18 protein-coding genes are annotated in these 18,016 nt (G+C 59.1%); 14 read left to right on the plus strand and 4 right to left on the minus strand.

What is annotated here, in order from left to right; all coding sequences use genetic code 11:
• Positions 1–267: GntR family transcriptional regulator (locus BHE81_RS28750; protein ID WP_228268714.1), on the minus strand; the 267-nt coding region annotated here is incomplete at its 3' end.
• Between the two features lie 88 nt (positions 268–355).
• Here BHE81_RS28750 and BHE81_RS13240 point away from each other — a divergent pair.
• The 14 genes from BHE81_RS13240 to leuA all read left to right on the plus strand — a co-directional run bounded on the left by BHE81_RS13240 (position 356) and on the right by leuA (position 14,942).
• Complete coding sequence (locus BHE81_RS13240; protein ID WP_004151037.1) at positions 356–787, plus strand: carboxymuconolactone decarboxylase family protein; 432 nt, start codon at positions 356–358, stop codon at positions 785–787.
• Positions 788–970: 183 nt separating this feature from the next.
• Positions 971–1,216, plus strand: coding sequence for a glutaredoxin-like protein NrdH (nrdH, locus tag BHE81_RS13245; RefSeq protein ID WP_002914320.1), 246 nt, complete (start codon positions 971–973; stop codon positions 1,214–1,216).
• Positions 1,213–1,623: a class Ib ribonucleoside-diphosphate reductase assembly flavoprotein NrdI gene (gene nrdI / locus BHE81_RS13250; protein WP_110246658.1), complete on the plus strand. Its 411-nt coding sequence runs from the start codon at positions 1,213–1,215 to the stop codon at positions 1,621–1,623. Before nrdH ends, nrdI begins: the two co-directional genes overlap by 4 nt.
• Positions 1,596–3,737: a class 1b ribonucleoside-diphosphate reductase subunit alpha gene (nrdE, locus tag BHE81_RS13255; protein ID WP_032428382.1), complete on the plus strand. Its 2,142-nt coding sequence runs from the start codon at positions 1,596–1,598 to the stop codon at positions 3,735–3,737. The genes nrdI and nrdE overlap by 28 nt, the downstream gene beginning before the upstream one ends.
• A gap of 10 nt (positions 3,738–3,747) precedes the next feature.
• Positions 3,748–4,710: a class 1b ribonucleoside-diphosphate reductase subunit beta gene (nrdF, locus tag BHE81_RS13260; protein ID WP_002914327.1), complete on the plus strand. Its 963-nt coding sequence runs from the start codon at positions 3,748–3,750 to the stop codon at positions 4,708–4,710.
• Positions 4,711–5,066: 356 nt separating this feature from the next.
• Positions 5,067–6,269, plus strand: coding sequence for a glycine betaine/L-proline ABC transporter ATP-binding protein ProV (gene proV / locus BHE81_RS13265; protein ID WP_002914328.1), 1,203 nt, complete (start codon positions 5,067–5,069; stop codon positions 6,267–6,269).
• Positions 6,262–7,329 carry a glycine betaine/L-proline ABC transporter permease ProW gene (gene proW / locus BHE81_RS13270; protein ID WP_004174727.1) on the plus strand — a complete coding sequence of 356 codons (1,068 nt, stop codon included), beginning with the start codon at positions 6,262–6,264 and terminating at the stop codon, positions 7,327–7,329. Before proV ends, proW begins: the two co-directional genes overlap by 8 nt.
• Positions 7,330–7,407: 78 nt before the next feature.
• Positions 7,408–8,406 carry a glycine betaine/L-proline ABC transporter substrate-binding protein ProX gene (proX, locus tag BHE81_RS13275; protein WP_002914330.1) on the plus strand — a complete coding sequence of 333 codons (999 nt, stop codon included), beginning with the start codon at positions 7,408–7,410 and terminating at the stop codon, positions 8,404–8,406.
• Positions 8,407–8,584: 178 nt separating this feature from the next.
• Positions 8,585–9,331, plus strand: coding sequence for an AzlC family ABC transporter permease (locus tag BHE81_RS13280; RefSeq protein ID WP_002914333.1), 747 nt, complete (start codon positions 8,585–8,587; stop codon positions 9,329–9,331).
• Complete coding sequence (gene ygaH, locus BHE81_RS13285; protein ID WP_004174712.1) at positions 9,321–9,656, plus strand: L-valine transporter subunit YgaH; 336 nt, start codon at positions 9,321–9,323, stop codon at positions 9,654–9,656. Before BHE81_RS13280 ends, ygaH begins: the two co-directional genes overlap by 11 nt.
• A gap of 90 nt (positions 9,657–9,746) precedes the next feature.
• Positions 9,747–10,277, plus strand: a complete 531-nt coding sequence (gene mprA, locus BHE81_RS13290) for a transcriptional repressor MprA (RefSeq protein WP_002914337.1) — start codon at positions 9,747–9,749, stop codon at positions 10,275–10,277.
• A 125-nt stretch (positions 10,278–10,402) separates the two neighbouring features.
• Positions 10,403–11,575, plus strand: a complete 1,173-nt coding sequence (gene emrA, locus BHE81_RS13295; protein WP_002914339.1) for a multidrug efflux MFS transporter periplasmic adaptor subunit EmrA — start codon at positions 10,403–10,405, stop codon at positions 11,573–11,575.
• Positions 11,576–11,590: 15 nt separating this feature from the next.
• Positions 11,591–13,129: a multidrug efflux MFS transporter permease subunit EmrB gene (gene emrB, locus BHE81_RS13300; RefSeq protein WP_002914342.1), complete on the plus strand. Its 1,539-nt coding sequence runs from the start codon at positions 11,591–11,593 to the stop codon at positions 13,127–13,129.
• A 136-nt stretch (positions 13,130–13,265) separates the two neighbouring features.
• Positions 13,266–14,942 carry a 2-isopropylmalate synthase gene (leuA, locus tag BHE81_RS13305; protein ID WP_004185353.1) on the plus strand — a complete coding sequence of 559 codons (1,677 nt, stop codon included), beginning with the start codon at positions 13,266–13,268 and terminating at the stop codon, positions 14,940–14,942.
• Here the strand turns inward: leuA and BHE81_RS13310 are convergent.
• The 3 genes from BHE81_RS13310 to gshA all read right to left on the minus strand — a co-directional run bounded on the left by BHE81_RS13310 (position 14,921) and on the right by gshA (position 17,969).
• Positions 14,921–15,688, minus strand: coding sequence for an AraC family transcriptional regulator (locus BHE81_RS13310; protein ID WP_004149452.1), 768 nt, complete (start codon positions 15,686–15,688; stop codon positions 14,921–14,923). The genes leuA and BHE81_RS13310 overlap by 22 nt on opposite strands.
• Positions 15,689–15,740: 52 nt before the next feature.
• Positions 15,741–16,256 (minus strand): S-ribosylhomocysteine lyase, encoded by a 516-nt coding sequence (gene luxS / locus BHE81_RS13315; RefSeq protein ID WP_002914351.1) that lies wholly within the window; start codon positions 16,254–16,256, stop codon positions 15,741–15,743.
• A 156-nt stretch (positions 16,257–16,412) separates the two neighbouring features.
• Positions 16,413–17,969 (minus strand): glutamate--cysteine ligase, encoded by a 1,557-nt coding sequence (gshA, locus tag BHE81_RS13320; protein WP_023285481.1) that lies wholly within the window; start codon positions 17,967–17,969, stop codon positions 16,413–16,415.
• Positions 17,970–18,016: the final 47 nt, after the last annotated feature.

An 18,016-nucleotide genomic window follows, 5' to 3' on the forward strand; every position in this document is an offset into this window, starting at 1 on the left:
GGCGTGTTGCACGGGCGGTACCGGCGCCAGCTGGCGCGGGCTGAGCCGCTCGCTGACAAAGGTCCCCGCCTGCCCACGCCGCTCGAGCCATCCCTGGGCGACCAGCTCTCCCCAGGCGTTTTCGATGGTCGCCCGGGAGACGCCCTGCTCCTGAGCGTACACCCGGCTGGCGGGCAAACGGCTGCCCGGGGTCAGTTCGCCACGTTCAATCGCCGATTTCAACTGGCGGGCGATACGCTGATAAAGCGGGAGGTTAATCGCTTCCATTATGGTCTGCTTTTTTCATCACAATATGGCTATCTTTTGCAGTCCATTATAGTGCTATTTTGGCTGCCGTCTTAGAGAGGAGAACACCATGAACCAATTACGTCAGCCATTCAGTGAACTGAGCCCGGAAGTCTATAAAGGGCTGGTACAGGCCAGCATCGCGCTGGAGAAAAGCGAGCTGGGCAACGCCCTGGTAGAGCTGGTTTATTTACGCGTCTCGCAGATCAACGGCTGCGCCTTCTGTCTTGAGAAGCATAGCCAGGCGCTGCGCAAAGGCGGCATGGCGCAAAGCAAACTGGATGCCCTTGCGGGCTGGCGGGTAAGCGCCCACTTTACTCCGGCCGAACGCGCGGCGCTGGCTTGGGCCGAGTCGGTCACCGACATTGCCGCCAGCCATGCGGAAGATGAGGTTTACCAGCCGCTGCGCGAACATTTTACCCCGCGTCAGATAAGCGATCTGACCTTCGCCGTCAGTCTGATGAACGCCTTTAACCGCCTCGCCGTGGCCATGCGCCTGTAGTTCCGCACAGCCTCCCCCCTCCTCCGCCGATCTATCCCGGCGGGGGACTCGCTTGCCAAAAACGCTATATATTGAGTGGTTGAAGTTTTAAATAACTACATCTAGTATTTCCTTATCGAATGGCCCACTACGTTCGACGCTATGTTTAGCGCCGTGCTGTTATCTTAAATGGAAATACGAATCATGCGCATTATTATTTACACTCGAAATGACTGCGTGCAGTGCCATGCCACCCGGCGAGCCATGGAGAGCCGGGGACTGGCCTTTGAAATGGTCAACGTCGACCAGCAGCCGGATGCCGCCGACACCCTGCGCGAGCAGGGATTTCGCCAGCTGCCGGTGGTGATCGCCGGTGAGCTGCGCTGGAGCGGCTTCCGCCCGGATATGATCAATCGCCTGCGCCCCTCCTTTACGGCGGCCAGCGCATGAGCCTCATCGTCTACTTCTCCAGCCGTTCGGAGAATACCCATCGCTTTGTGCAGCGCCTGGGGCTGCCGGCGGTGCGCATCCCGCTGAACGAGCGTGAACATCTGCGGGTAGACGAGCCCTATATTCTCATCGTTCCCAGCTATGGCGGCGGCGGCACCGCCGGCGCGGTACCGCGTCAGGCGATCCGCTTTTTAAACGAAGTGCATAACCGCCAGCTGATCCGCGGAGTGATTGCCGCCGGCAATCGCAACTTTGGCGACGGCTGGGGGCGTGCCGGAGATGTCATCGCGCAAAAATGCGCCGTGCCCTATCTCTACCGCTTCGAGCTGATGGGAACCCCCGACGATATCAACACCGTGCGTAAAGGAGTCAGCGAATTTTGGCAACGACAACCGCAGAACGTATAACCGCCGCCGTGGATTTTCACGCCCTCAACGCGATGCTGAATTTGTACGACAGCGAGGGCCGCATCCCGTTTGAGAAAGATCGCCAGGCGGTTGAGGCCTTTATGGCGACCCAGGTTCAGCCCAACGCCCTCACCTTCCCCAGCCCGGAGGATAAGCTCAGCTGGCTCGTCAGCGAGGGCTATTACGATCCGCAGGTGCTGGCCGGCTATGACCGCGGGTTTGTGCTGGCGTTGTTCGCCCATGCCCGGCGCGCTCCGTTTCGCTTTCAGACCTTCCTCGGCGCCTGGAAGTTCTATACCAGCTATGCGCTGAAGACCTTTGACGGCAAGCACTACCTCGAGGATTTCGCCGAACGCAGCGTGATGGTGGCCCTGACGCTGGCCCGGGGCGATGAACAGCAGGCGCGGCAGCTGACGGAGGAGATACTCAGCGGCCGCTTTCAGCCCGCCACACCGACCTTCCTTAACGCTGGCAAACAGCAGCGCGGGGAGCTGATCTCCTGCTTCCTGCTGCGTATTGAGGATAATATGGAGTCCATCGGCCGGGCGGTGAACTCGGCGCTACAGCTGTCGAAGCGCGGCGGCGGGGTGGCCTTTTTACTCTCCAACCTGCGCGAGGCCGGGGCGCCGATCAAGCGCATCGAAAACCAGTCTTCTGGGGTGGTGCCGGTGATGAAGATGCTGGAGGACGCCTTCTCCTATGCCAATCAGCTCGGCGCCCGCCAGGGGGCGGGTGCGGTCTGGCTGCATGTTCACCATCCCGATATTTTACGCTTTCTTGATACCCGGCGTGAAAATGCCGATGAGAAAATCCGCATCAAAACCTTGTCGCTGGGGGTGGTGATCCCTGATATCACCTTCCAGCTGGCGAAAGAAGATGCGCAGATGGCCCTGTTCTCGCCTTATGACGTCGAACGGCTGTACGGCAAACCTTTCGCCGATTGCGCCATCGGCGACCTCTATCCGCAGCTGGTGGCCGACGAGCGGGTCCGCAAGCGCTGGATCCGCGCCCGCGACCTGTTCCAGCGCCTGGCGGAGATCCAGTTTGAATCCGGCTACCCGTACATCATGTTTGAAGACACCGTGAACCGCGCCAGTCCGGTGGCCGGGCGGGTCACCATGAGCAATCTGTGTTCGGAGATCCTGCAGGTCAGTACGCCGTCCGCCTATAATGAAGACCTCAGCTATGCCCATATCGGGGAAGATATCTCCTGCAACCTCGGCTCGCTGAACATCGCCCATACCATGGACTCGCCGGATTTCGGCCGCACAATCGCCACCGCGGTGCGCGCCCTGACCGCCGTGTCCGACATGAGCCACATTCAGTCGGTTCCCTCGGTGGCGGCCGGCAACGCGGCCTCCCACGCCATCGGCCTGGGGCAGATGAATCTGCACGGTTACCTGGCGCGGGAGGGCATTGCCTACGGCAGCCCGGAGGGGCTGGACTTCACCAATATCTACTTCTACACCGTGACCTGGCACGCGCTGCACACCTCGATGCAGCTGGCCCGCGAGCGCGGCCAGCGCTTCGCCGGCTTCGAGCAGTCGCGCTACGCCAGCGGGGCGTACTTCGACAAATATCTGCAGGAGGAGTGGCAGCCGAAAACCGAACGGGTGCGCACGCTGTTCGCCCGCGCCGGCATCTCTCTGCCCGACCGGGAAAGCTGGCGCCAGCTGCGCGACGATGTCATGCGCTATGGCATCTACAATCGCTATCTGCAGGCGGTGCCGCCCACCGGCTCGATCTCGTACATCAACCATGCCACCTCCAGCATTCATCCGATCGTCTCGAAGATTGAGATCCGCAAAGAGGGGAAAACCGGACGGGTGTACTACCCCGCGCCATTTATGAATAACGACAATCTGGCCCTCTACCAGGATGCGTATGAGATAGGGCCGGAGAAGATCATTGACACTTACGCCGAGGCGACGCGCCACGTCGACCAGGGGCTGTCGCTGACCCTGTTCTTCCCCGATACCGCCACCACCCGCGATATCAACAAGGCGCAAATTTACGCCTGGAAGAAAGGCATCAAGACGCTCTACTACATCCGTCTGCGCCAGCTGGCGCTGGAAGGCACTGAAATTGAAGGCTGCGTGTCCTGCGCGCTGTAAGGAGAACAGGATGACCCATTTAACGCGCGTCAGCGCAATCAACTGGAACCGCATTGATGACGATAAAGATCTTGAGGTCTGGAACCGTCTCACCAGCAACTTCTGGCTGCCGGAGAAAGTGCCGCTGTCGAACGACATTCCCGCCTGGCAAACCCTCAGCGCGGCGGAGCAGCAGTTGACCATTCGCGTCTTTACCGGATTGACCCTGCTTGACACCATTCAGAACACCGTCGGCGCCCCGGCGCTAATGGCGGACGCCTTAACCCCGCATGAGGAGGCGGTGCTGTCGAACATCAGCTTTATGGAGGCGGTTCATGCCCGCTCTTACAGCTCCATCTTTTCCACGCTGTGCCACAGCAAGGAAGTGGATGCCGCCTTCGCCTGGAGCGAAAGCTGCGATCCCCTGCAGCGCAAGGCGCAGCTGATGCTGGGTTACTATCAGGCCGACGAGCCGCTGAAGAAAAAAATCGCCAGCGTGTTCCTCGAATCCTTTCTCTTCTACTCCGGCTTCTGGCTGCCGATGTACTTCTCCAGCCGGGGAAAGCTGACCAACACTGCGGATCTGATCCGCCTGATCATTCGCGATGAAGCGGTGCATGGCTATTACATCGGCTACAAGTACCAGAAAGGACTGGAGATCGTCAGCCCCGGCAAGCGCGAAGAATTGAAAAATTTCGCCCTCGATCTGCTGATGGATCTTTACGACAACGAACTGGCCTACAGCCGGGAGTTGTACGGCGAGAGCGGCTGGTTCGACGACGTCAGCGCTTTCCTGTGCTACAACGCCAACAAAGCGCTGATGAACCTCGGCTACGAGGCGCTGTTCCCGGCGGAGATGGCGGCGGTCAATCCGGCAATCCTCGCAGCGCTGTCGCCCAACGCCGACGAAAACCATGACTTTTTCTCCGGTTCCGGCTCCTCCTACGTGATAGGAAAAATGGAAGAGACCGCCGACGACGATTGGGACTTTTAACCGTACTTTCACCAGGAATATCGCAGGCGGATTCCTGGTGATTAATTTCACAAAATAGCGTTTAATCCACCAAATATTCTCTCCATGACCTAACCGTCATCACTTCGTCATATTTAGCAGAAAACCGGTCCATTTCAGTCGAATTATCCAAAGATAATCAAAAAATATTACCAACAACAAATTACCGCCCAGCCCTTATATCACGGGGGCTTAGCCACAGTTGCCCCCATCTGATTTTGCCGAGAGTTTGCCATTGAGGGTTGTCACAGAATCTGAGTATGTTAGGGTGTAAAAAGATCATAATCACCATCGGGTATCATATCGCAATAAACAAATAACAGGAACTTCTCTATTGCATGGCAATTAAATTAGAAATCAAAAATCTTTATAAGATATTTGGCGAGCATCCACACCGTGCTTTCAAATATATTGAGAAAGGACTCAACAAAGCGCAAATACTGGAAAAAACGGGGCTGTCGCTTGGCGTCAAAGACGCCAGTCTGGCCATTGAAGAAGGCGAGATATTCGTCATCATGGGGCTCTCCGGCTCGGGGAAATCCACCATGGTTCGCCTTCTCAATCGCCTGATTGAACCCACCCGCGGCCAGGTGCTGATTGACGGGGTCGATATCGCCAAAATGTCGGATGCCGAGCTGCGCGAGGTGCGTCGCAAGAAAATTGCGATGGTTTTTCAGTCCTTTGCGCTGATGCCGCACATGAGCGTGCTCGACAACACGGCGTTTGGCATGGCGCTTGCCGGCGTTCCCGCCGCCGAACGAGAGCAAAAAGCCCGGGAGGCGCTGCGTCAGGTGGGGCTGGAGAATTATGCCCACGCCTGGCCGGATGAACTCTCCGGCGGCATGCGCCAGCGCGTCGGTTTAGCTCGCGCCCTGGCGATTAATCCCGATATTCTGTTAATGGATGAAGCCTTCTCTGCGCTCGATCCGCTCATTCGTACCGAAATGCAGGATGAGCTCATCAAATTACAGGCGAAGCATCAACGCACTATCGTCTTTATTTCCCATGACCTTGATGAAGCCATGCGAATTGGCGATCGTATCGCCATTATGCAAAATGGCGAAGTGGTCCAGGTCGGCACTCCGGATGAAATATTAAATAATCCGGCCAATGATTATGTGCGCACCTTCTTCCGCGGCGTGGATATTAGCCAGGTATTCAGCGCGAAAGATATTGCCCGCCGCAGCCCGGTTGGCCTGATTCGTAAAACGCCTGGTTTTGGCCCCCGTTCGGCGCTGAAATTATTACAGGATGAAGACCGGGAATATGGCTATGTCATAGAGCGCGGTAATCGCTTTGTCGGGATTGTCTCGATTGATTCTCTGAAAACAGCCCTCAGCGCCGGGCAGGGGATCGAGGCGGCGCTGATTGACGCCCCGCTGGCGGTGGAAGCGCAAACCCCGCTCAGCGATCTGCTCTCCCACGTCGGCCACGCTCCGTGCGCCGTGCCGGTAGTGGATGAAGAACAACAATATATTGGCATCATTTCCAAAAGGATGTTGCTCCAGGCTTTAGATCGCGAGGGGGTGAATCATGGCTGATCAGACCAACCCGTGGGGCAGCGCCCCGTCAACCGACAGCGCCGCGCAGGCTGCCGACGCCTGGGGTGGCGCCTCTACTGCCGCGCCGGCTAATGGCGGCGGCGCCGACTGGCTGCACAGCGCCCCTGCGCCGCAGCCGGAACAGTTCAATATCATGGATCCGTTCCATAAGACCCTGATCCCGCTCGACAGCTGGGTGACCCACGCCATCGACTGGATCGTGCTGCACTTCCGTCCGCTGTTCCAGGGGATCCGCGTGCCGATCGACTACATCCTCAGCGCCTTCCAGCAGCTGCTGTTGGGGATGCCGGCGCCGGTGGCGATTATCGTCTTCGCGCTAATCGCCTGGCAGATCTCCAGCCTCGGCATGGGGGTCGCCACTCTGGTATCGCTGATTGCCATCGGCGCCATCGGCGCGTGGTCTCAAGCCATGGTCACTCTGGCGCTGGTCCTCACCGCCCTGCTGTTCTGCATGGTTATCGGCTTGCCGCTGGGGATCTGGCTAGCGCGCAGCCCGCGGGCGGCGAAAATCATCCGCCCGCTATTAGATGCCATGCAGACCACGCCGGCGTTCGTCTATCTGGTGCCGATCGTGATGCTGTTCGGCATCGGCAACGTACCGGGCGTGGTGGTGACGATTATCTTCGCCCTGCCGCCGATCGTCCGTCTGACCATCCTCGGGATAAACCAGGTGCCTGCGGATCTGATCGAAGCGTCGCGCTCATTTGGCGCCAGCCCGCGCCAGCTGTTGTTTAAGGTGCAGCTGCCGCTGGCCATGCCCACCATTATGGCCGGGGTTAACCAGACCCTGATGCTGGCCCTGTCGATGGTAGTGATCGCCTCGATGATCGCCGTCGGCGGCCTCGGCCAGATGGTGCTGCGCGGTATCGGTCGCCTGGATATGGGCCTGGCGACCGTCGGCGGGGTGGGGATCGTGATCCTGGCGATTATTCTTGACCGCCTCACCCAGGCCGTCGGTCGCGACGCCCGCAGTCGCGGCAACCGCCGCTGGTACACCACCGGCCCGCTGGGGCTTATCACTCGCCCTTTCTGTCGATAAGTCGATAACAGCGCCGCTCCCCGACACCAGCCGATGCCCGGGAGCGGCCCTTCCCGTTAAACAATAAGAGGAACCACCATGCGACATAGTACGATGTTGGCCACCGCCGCCTTTGCCACCCTGCTCGCCACCAGCGCCTTCGCCGCCGACCTGCCGGGTAAAGGGATTACGGTGAAGCCCGCTCAGAGCACTATCTCCGAAGAGAGCTTCCAGACCCTGCTGGTCAGTCGCGCGCTGGAGAAGCTGGGCTACACCGTCGAGAAACCCAGCGAAGTGGACTATAACGTTGCCTATACGTCGATTGCCGCCGGAGATACCACCTTTATCGCCACCAACTGGCAACCGCTGCACGATGACATGTACGCCGCGGCGGGCGGTGATAACAAATTCTATCGCAAAGGAGTGTACGTCTCAGGCGCCGCCCAGGGCTATTTAATCGACAAAAAAACCGCTGAGCAGTACCACATCACCTCCATCGATCAGCTCAAAGATCCGCAGATCGCCAAACTGTTTGATACCAACAATGACGGTAAAGCGGATCTCACCGGCTGTACCCCAGGATGGGGCTGCGAAGCAGTGATTAACCATCAGATTGACGCCTATGGCCTGAGCAAAACCGTCACCCATAACCAGGGCAACTACGCGGCGATGATGGCCGACACCATTGCCCGGTATAAAGAAGGTAAACCGGTGCTCTACTATACCTGGACGCCGTACTGGGTTAGCGACGTGCTGAAGCCTGGCAAGGACGTCGTCTGGCTGCAGGTGCCGTTCTCCTCCCTGCCGGGCGAGCAGAAAAACATCGACACCAAACTGGCCAACGGCGCCAACTATGGCTTCCCGGTGAACACCATGCACATCGTCGCTAACAAAGCCTGGGCGGAGAAAAATCCGGCCGCCGCCACTCTGTTTAGCGTCATGAAGCTGCCGATCGCCGACATCAACGCCGAGAATGCGATGATGCACGAAGGCCATGCTTCCGAAGCCGACATTAACGGCCACGTTGATGGCTGGATCAAAGCCCACCAGCCGCTGTTCGACAGCTGGGTGAAAACCGCCCTCGCCGCGCAGCAGTAAACCCGCTCACGGATAAGGCCCAGCGCCTTATCCGGCCCCCTTGCCCCCTTTCTCGTGGCCAGGTCATAGAAACGCGATTCCAGGAATTTCCATAGTGTTAAGGCGCATCGCGCTCTGTTAAGGTGGAGACATCGGTCAAATTGCCATCTTCACATGGATCCAGCGATAAGTTATTCATATGGAAAACCCCGCGCCCTTAACCTGTGCCTTACCTGAACGCGTCGCCACCGTCGGCGAAGGCGTCAAAGACAGTCTCCCCATCGTCATCAGCTACCTTCCGGTGGCATTCGCCTTCGGACTCAATGCCACCCGGCTGGGCTTCACCCCGCTGGAAAGCCTGTTCTTCTCCTGCATTATTTACGCCGGCGCCAGCCAGTTTGTGATCACCGCCATGTTGGCCGCCGGCAGTTCGCTGTGGGTCGCCGCCCTGACGGTAATGGCGATGGATGTCCGCCACGTGCTGTATGGCCCCTCATTGCGCAGCCGCATTCGCTCAGCGCTGGATAAAAAGAAAACCGCCCTCTGGGCCTTCGGCCTCACCGATGAGGTTTTCGCCGCCGCTACCGCCAGGCTGGTTCGCGATAACCGCCGCTGGAGCGAAAACTGGATGCTCGGTCTCGCTTTTACCTCGTGGGCATCGTGGGTGTGCGGCACGCTGGCCGGCGCCTGGTCCGGCAACGGCCTGCTGGTGGATTATCCGGCGGTGGAAGCCGCCCTCGGCTTTATGCTGCCGGCGCTGTTTATGAGCTTCCTGCTGGCCTCTTTCCAGCGTCAGCAGTCACTCTGCGTCACGGCGGCGCTGGCGGGCGCGCTGGGCGGCATTCTGTTATTTTCCATTCCGGCGGCGATCCTCGCCGGAATTGTCTGCGGGTGTCTGACGGCGCTGCTTCAGGCCATGCTCAAGGGGATGCCGGATGAACAGTGAAGTCCTTCTGCTCGGGGTGATAGTCGGCGGCGTCAACTATCTCTTTCGCTATCTTCCTCTGCGTTTGCGCGCCGGCCACGCCCGTCCTGCCCGCCGCGGCCCGGTCAGCGTGCTGCTGGATACCATTGGCATCGCCTCGATTTGCGCGCTGTTGGTGGTCTCCAGCGTGCCGGAGATCCTCGCCGATGCCCATCGCCTGGCGCCGACGCTGACCGGCTTCCTGGTGCTGGGGGCCGCCTTCTGGAAAACCCGCAGCATCATTGTCCCGACCCTGCTGTCGGCGTTTGCCTATGGTCTGGCATGGAAAATCACCAACGGGCTCTAAGCTTTACGTATCAATTTTGGTCAATAATTCATTTGATTTATTTGTCACAATAGTTATTATATCGGCTGTAATTAATGAGGTCATACCCAAATGGATAGTTCGTTTACTCCCATTGAGCAAATGCTCAAGTTCCGCGCCAGCCGCCATGAAGATTTCCCGTTTCAGGAGATCCTGTTAACTCGTCTTTGCATGCATATGCAAGGTAAGCTGCTGGAAAATCGCAATAAAATGCTCAAAGCGCAGGGAATTAACGAGACATTATTTATGGCGCTGATTACGCTGGAGTCACAGGAAAACCACAGCATCCAGCCGTCCGAGCTGAGCTGTGCGCTGGGCTCGTCACGTACCAACGCCACCCGTATCGCTGATGAACTGGAAAAACGCGGCTGGATTGAGCGCCGCGAGAGCGATAACGATCGTCGCTGTTTGCATCTGCAACTGACCGAAAAGGGCCATCAGTTTTTGCGTGAAGTCCTGCCGCCGCAGCATAACTGCCTGCATCAGCTGTGGTCTTCACTTAGCACCAGCGAAAAAGATCAGCTCGAACACATCACCCGTAAACTCCTGAGCCGCCTTGATCAGATGGAAGAAGAAGGCGTGCTAGCGGACTCTCTACGCTAAGGGCGGCGTCGCTCAGCCCATTTTTACGTTGCAAGGAAAACAGCCAGGCCAGCAGATCTCTGCTGGCCTTTCTGATAAACAGGTCGGCTCAGCCGATGTGAAATAATAAGATCGTGGAGAATAACATGAGTGCAAATGCGGAGAGCCAAACCCCGCAGCAACCAGGCAGCAAAAAAGGAAAGCGTAAAGGCGCCCTTCTGTTGCTGACATTGCTCTTCATTATTATTGCCGTGGCATATGGGATTTACTGGTTTCTGGTACTGCGTCACTACGAAGAGACCGACGATGCCTACGTGGCAGGGAATCAGGTACAAATTATGGCTCAGGTCGCGGGCAGCGTGACCAAAGTCTGGGCTGACAACACGGACTACGTGCAGAAAGGCGATCCGCTGGTCACGCTCGATCGGACCGATGCCCAACAGGCGTTTGAAAAGGCTAAGACCCAACTGGCCGCCAGCGTGCGTCAGACCCGCCAGCAGATGATCAACAGCAAGCAGCTGCAGGCAAATATCGACGTCAAAAAAACCGCCCTCGCCCAGGCGCAGGCTGACCTGAACCGCCGCATCCCGCTGGGCGCCGCGAATCTCATTGGCCGCGAAGAGCTGCAGCACGCCCGCGATACCGTCGCCAGCGCACAGGCCGAACTCGACGTGGCAATCCAGCAGTACAACGCCAACCAGGCGATCGTGCTGGGCACCAGGCTGGAACAGCAGCCGGCGGTGCTCCAGGCGGCCACTGAAGTGCGTAACGCCTGGCTGGCCCTGCAGCGTACGCAGATCGTCAGCCCGATTAGCGGCTACGTTTCCCGTCGCTCGGTACAGCCTGGCGCGCAGATCGGCACCACCACGCCGCTGATGGCGGTGGTCCCGGCGACCAACCTGTGGATCGATGCTAACTTTAAAGAGACTCAGCTGGCGCATATGCGTATCGGCCAGCCGGCCACCGTGATCAGCGATATCTATGGCGATGACGTGAAATACACCGGTAAAGTGGTCGGTCTGGATATGGGCACCGGCAGCGCCTTCTCTCTGCTGCCGGCGCAGAATGCCACCGGCAACTGGATCAAAGTGGTACAGCGTCTGCCGGTTCGTATCGAGCTGGATGAAAAACAACTAGCGGAACACCCGCTGCGCATCGGCCTCTCGACGCTGGTGGAAGTCAACACCACCGATCGCGATGGTGAAATGCTGGCCAGCCAGGTGCGGAGCTCCCCGGTTTACGAGAGCAATGCCCGTGAAATCGCTCTCGATCCGGTTAATAAGCTGATAGACGAGATCATTCAGGCCAACGCCGGATAATTCGGGGTGAGTGTAATGCAACAGCAAAAACCGCTGGAAGGCGCGCAGCTGGTCATTATGACCATTGCGCTGTCGCTCGCGACGTTCATGCAGGTGCTGGATTCCACTATCGCCAACGTGGCGATCCCGACCATTGCCGGCAACCTTGGCTCGTCGCTGAGCCAGGGGACCTGGGTCATCACCTCGTTCGGGGTCGCTAACGCCATCTCCATCCCGATCACCGGCTGGCTGGCCAAGCGCGTCGGCGAGGTGAAGCTGTTCCTGTGGTCAACCACCGCCTTCGCCATTGCCTCCTGGGCCTGCGGCGTCTCCAACAGCCTGACGATGCTGATTTTCTTCCGCGTCATTCAGGGGATCGTCGCCGGACCGCTGATCCCGCTGTCGCAAAGTCTGCTGCTCAGCAACTATCCCCCGGCGAAGCGCTCTATCGCTCTGGCGCTGTGGTCGATGACGGTGATTGTCGCACCCATCTGCGGTCCGATCCTCGGCGGCTATATCAGCGATAACTATCACTGGGGCTGGATCTTCTTTATCAACGTGCCCATTGGCGTGGCGGTGGTGCTGATGACCCTGCAGACCCTGCGCAACCGGGAAACCAAAACCGAACAGCGGCGGATCGACGGCGTCGGTCTGGCGCTGCTGATCATCGGTATCGGTAGCCTGCAGGTGATGCTGGACCGGGGTAAAGAGCTGGACTGGTTCTCCTCCAATGAGATTATCATTCTGACCATCGTGGCGGTGGTGGCGATAAGCTTCCTGATCGTCTGGGAGCTAACCGACGATAACCCGATTGTCGATCTGTCGCTATTTAAGTCGCGCAACTTCACCATCGGCTGCCTCTGTATCAGTCTGGCCTATATGCTCTACTTCGGCGCCATCGTACTGCTGCCGCAGCTGTTGCAGGAGGTATACGGCTACACCGCGACCTGGGCCGGCCTGGCGTCGGCGCCGGTGGGGGTGATCCCGGTCATTCTGTCGCCGATTATCGGCCGCTTCGCGCATAAGCTCGACATGCGGCGGCTGGTCACCTTCAGCTTTATTATGTACGCGGTCTGCTTCTACTGGCGCGCCTGGACCTTCGAACCGGGGATGGACTTTGGCGCCTCGGCGTGGCCACAGTTTATCCAGGGCTTCGCGGTGGCCTGCTTCTTCATGCCGTTGACCACCATCACCCTCTCCGGCCTGCCGCCGGAGCGGCTGGCGGCGGCGTCGAGCCTGTCGAACTTCACCCGTACCCTTGCCGGCTCCATCGGGACCTCGATCACCACCACCCTGTGGACCAACCGCGAGGCGCTGCATCATGCGCAGCTCACCGAATCGGTGACCCCCTTTAACCCCAACGCGCAGCAGATATACGATCAGCTGCAGGGCATGGGAATGACGCAGCAGCAGGCGTCCGGCTGGATAGCGCAGCAGATAACCAACCAGGGGCTCATTATCTCCGCCAACGAAATCTTCTGGATTTCTGCGGCTATTTTCATCCTGCTGTTGGGGCTGGTGTGGTTCGCCAGACCACCGTTCAGCGCCGGCGGAGGCGGCGGCGGCGCGCACTAAGCCTCACATAAAGGGACCTCCGGGTCCCTTTTTTACGGCGTCAGGTTGTCCAGTTCTCGCTAGTTTCTGTCTCGTTTGCGAAAGCCCGTCACCCTGCGCTCGGGCAGGATAAAGGCTGACCATTAAGGAGAACACTATGCTGAGCCATCCTGCTGAAAAGTACCGTCCCTATCCGCCGATCGCCCTGCCTGACCGCCGCTGGCCAGACCGGCAAATCAGTCACGCCCCGCGCTGGCTGTCGACTGACCTGCGCGACGGCAACCAGGCGCTGGCGGAGCCCATGGACAGCGCCCGCAAACTGCAGTTCTGGGATCTGCTGCTGGAGTGCGGCTTTAAAGAGATTGAAGTCGCCTTCCCTTCCGCCTCACAAACCGATTTCAACTTTGTCCGCCAGCTGATTGACGAACAGCGCATCCCGGAGGATGTCACCATCCAGGTGCTGACCCAGGCGCGAGACCCGCTGATCCTGCGCACCTTTGAGGCGCTGCGCGGCGCCCGCCGGGCTACCGTCCACCTCTACAATGCCACCGCGCCGCTGTTCCGCGAGCTGGTTTTCGGCATGGACAAGGCCGAGGTGATCGCCCTCGCGACCCGCGCCACCCGGCTTATCCGTCAGCAGTGCGAACAGCAGCCGGAGACCCGCTGGCAATATGAATATTCGCCTGAAACCTTCTGCTTCACCGAGCCCGAGTTTGCGCTTGAGATTTGCGAAGCGGTGGCGGATGTCTGGCAGCCCTGCGCCGAGCGACCGATGATCGTCAATCTGCCGGCGACGGTGGAAGTCAACACCCCCAACGTCTATGCCGATCAGATCGAGTATTTTTGCCGCCACTTCTCCCGCCGCGGCGAGGTCTGCATCAGCGTACACCCGCATAACGATCGCGGCACCGGCGTCGCCAGCGCCGAGCTGGCGGTGATGGCCGGCGCCGATCGGGTAGAAGGCTGCCTGTTTGGCAACGGCGAACGCACCGGCAACGTCTGTCTGGTGACTTTGGCGATGAACCTCTACAGCCAGGGCATCGACCCTGAGCTTCGCTTCGAGCAGATGAACCGGGTGGTGGAGGTGGTGGAAAACTGCAACCAGATCCCCGTTCACCCGCGCCACCCGTGGGCGGGAAGTCTGGCTTACACCGCCTTCTCCGGCTCCCATCAGGATGCGATCAAAAAAGGGTTTGATGCCCGTCAGCCTGGCGATCCGTGGCAGATGCCCTACCTGCCCATTGACCCGCAGGATATTGGCTGCAGCTATGAGGCGGTGATCCGCGTCAACAGCCAGTCGGGGAAGAGCGGCAGCGCCTGGCTTATCGAACAAAATCATGGTCTGAAACTGCCCCGCGGGCTGCAGCAGGACTTCAGCCAGCACGTTCAGCAGGCCACCGATAGCGACGGCAAAGAGATGACCCACCATGCGCTGTGGCAGCTGTTCCGCACGCGCTACGGGCTGCAGGCGCAACCGGCGCTGACGCTGCTCGATTATCAGAGCGCCAGCCAGCAGGATGGCCAGCTTTCCCTGCAGGCAACGCTGCGTCACCACGGCGAAACCCGACGCCTGCAGGGCCAGGGCAACGGCCTGCTCTCCGCCGCAGCCAGCGGGCTCAGCGCGCTGTTTCGGCAGCCGTTTATGATCAAGGACTATCATGAGCATACCCTCGGCGCGCGCAGCGACAGCCGGTCGGTGGCCTATATCCGCTGCGTTTTTCCGCAAGGAGAAAGCTACTGGGGCGTGGGTATCGATAATGACGTGGCGCGCGCCTCGCTGCAGGCGCTGTGCAATGCGCTCAGCGCCGCCGATCAGGCCGGGGGACGAAAATAGTCGCTGGGGGCGACGCCCATCACCCGACGAAACATGGCGCTGAAGGCGCTGTGGCTACCGTAGCCCAGCTCCAGCGCCACCCGCAGCACGGAGTGGCCCTGCGCCAGGCGCACCAGCGCTTCCATTAGCTTCGCCCGGCGCACCCACTCGCTCCACGTCAGGCTAGTCTGCTGCTGAAAATGGCGGTTTAGGGTTCGCTCGCTCATGCTGCACGCCTTCGCCGCCTGGCCGCTGCTCCAGGCCTCGCCCGGCGCCTCGCGTACCTGCTGGCACAGCCGACGCAGCGTTTCGCTTTGCGGCTCCGGCAGGCCAAACGGCAGGATCGCCATCCCGCGGATCTCATCGAGGATCAGTTCATAAATTCTTTCGTCGCGGCTGGCGGGGGCATAGCGTTCCGCCAGCGCCAGGGATGACACGATCAGTTCCCGCAGCAGCGGCGTGATCTGTACGATCTGGCAGCCCGCCGGAAGATCGGCGCGCGCCAGCGGATCGATAAACAGGGTGCGCGCCGCCACGTTGCCGGTCATGCGTAGCGCGTGCGGCGTTCCCGCCGGCAGCCAGACGCCGCGCCCGGGCGGCACCACCCAGTAGCCTACCGGCGTCGCGACCCGCACCACGCCGCTTAGTATATGCAGCAGCTGGGCGCAGTCATGCTGATGCCAGTCTTCCTGGTCACCGTGGGCATAATCATGGGCAAAGGGCACCAAAGGGCGGTGCTGAAAGGAGAAGGAAAGCGTCGTCGTCATCGCGGCGTCAGAAGAGCGGCCCGGCGACAGGCGTCGGGCCGTGGCGGAAGCACTAGATGTGCAGTTCCTGCAGTTTTTCTTTCGGCAACGCCAGTTCGTCGTTGCTGTTGATGCGCACATCGCGCTCAATGATATGACGAGCGATGTCCTGGGCCTCTTCCAGCGAGTGCATGGTGTAAGTCCCGCACTGGTAGACGTTGAGCTCCGGGATCTGGTTCTGATCTTTCACCTTAAGCACATCGGCCATCGCCGCTTTCCAGGCGTCAGCGACGCGCTGCTCGTCCGGCGTACCAATCAGGCTCATATAGAAGCCGGTGCGGCAGCCCATTGGCGAAATGTCGATAATTTCCACGCCATTCCCGTTCAGATGATCGCGCATAAAGCCCGCGAACAGATGCTCCAGGGTGTGGATACCGCGTTCCGGCATCACTTCCTGGTTCGGTACGCAGAAGCGCAGATCGAAAACGGTGATTTCATCGCCATGCGGCGTGTTCATTTTCTTCGCGACACGCACCGCTGGGGCTTCCATTCGGGTATGGTCGACTGTGAAACTATCTAACAACGGCATTCGTCACCTCCAGGAGTGAATTTTTTTAAAATAAAATGAACTCTTTGTTCAGCCGCGAGTCTCAGTATATGAAAGACGCGCATTTATTATCATCATCATCCCTGAATCAGAGATGAAAGTTTGGCCACAGTGATGTGGCCTTTTTCTTTTCCAGCGCTACGCGTGCCGCGCCAGCAGCGCCTCAAACGGCTCGCTGTCTTCAGCTTCCACTTTCTTCTGTCGCGCCACCGACTCGTCGCGCTCGGCGATAAAATCGTCTTCGCTCAGGATCTCCAGCGGCTCTTCGCGCAGCTGCGTCCGGTAACGATCGGCAAGCGCACGGCCGGTACCGCCAATGCCTTCTTCAATCATAGAACGCAGAATGCGGGCTGAGAAGGTTAATTCCGGATCGTCAAAGCAGGCCAGCAGCTCGTCGCAGACCTGCTGATATGCCTGGCCACCGTGGATACTGTCCAGGGTCTGCGCCACGCGGCGTAAATCGCGGAACAGATCTTTGCCCACCTGAGCCAGCGGGAACTGCGCGCTTTCGCAGCCAATCCCCAGCGTTAAGCCCGGCTTACGCCCTTCCAGAATCACCCGATTCCAGTTGGTGCGGGTGCACAGCAGCTCATCGCTGCTCATCTCCGGCGCGTCGGCCAGCGCGCACCAGACCATAAACAGGTCGAGGAAACGCACCTGCTGGGCGTCAACGCCGATCGGCGAGAACGGATTGATATCCAGCGAACGCACTTCGATATACTCAATACCACCGCGCAACAGCGCATCGGACGGGGTTTCGCCCCGACGGGTGACGCGTTTCGGGCGGATCGGCGCATAAAGTTCATTTTCAATCTGCAGAATGTTGCTGTTGATCTGCAGATACTTGCCGTCTTTCTGCAGCCCGATTTTGGCGTACTCTTCCGACGGCGTTTTAATCGCCCGCTTCAATCCTGCCACATACTCGTGCAGATCGTTAAACGTAATTCCGAGATTGCTTTGCGACTTATTGGTATAACCAAGGTCGCTGAGGCGCAGCGAGGTGGCATACGGCAGGTAATACATGCCGTTGCCCGTTTCCTCAAAGGGCAGCGTTGTCGGTTTGCCTTGCAGGAATGAGGAGCAAATCGCCGGCGAGGCGCCAAACAGATAGGGGATCACCCAGCCAAAGCGATAGTAGTTACGAATTGAGCGGAAATAGCCCGCCGAAATGGCCTCTTTACCACTCTCGGCATCCTCCACACCACATTTTGCCTGCCAGAAGGCCATCGGTAGGGAGAAGTTATAGTGCACGCCGGAGATAGTCTGCATCAGCGCGCCATAGCGGTTCTTCAGCCCCTCGCGATATAGCGTTTTCAGGCGCCCCACGTTAGAGGTGCCGTACTGCGCCAGCTCAATATCCTGACCGGGGGCGATATAGCATGGCATACTCAGCGGCCACATCCGCTCGTCGCCAAGCTGACGCGCGGTATAGCGATGGACATCGCGCATAAAGGTCAGCATATGCTCAATATCGCCATCTACTGGCGTAATGAACTCAAGTAAAGCTTCGGCAAAATCGGTGGTAATCCATTTATGCGTTAGCGCTGAGCCTAACGCCGGAGGGTGACCGGTCGTTGCAAGGGTGCCGTCTGCGTTCACGCGCAGCGTTTCCCGCTCCAGACCACGTTGAATACCCTGCAGAGCCTGCGGATGTTTTTCCAGCCAGGCCAGCGCCTGTGATACGTCCGGGATCAATTTGACCTCCCGCCTGTCGAAATCGTTTGAATAAGCATAATTGTAAT

Source organism: Klebsiella sp. AqSCr, assembly GCF_008452795.1.
Taxonomy (GTDB): Bacteria; Pseudomonadota; Gammaproteobacteria; order Enterobacterales; family Enterobacteriaceae; genus Klebsiella; species Klebsiella pneumoniae.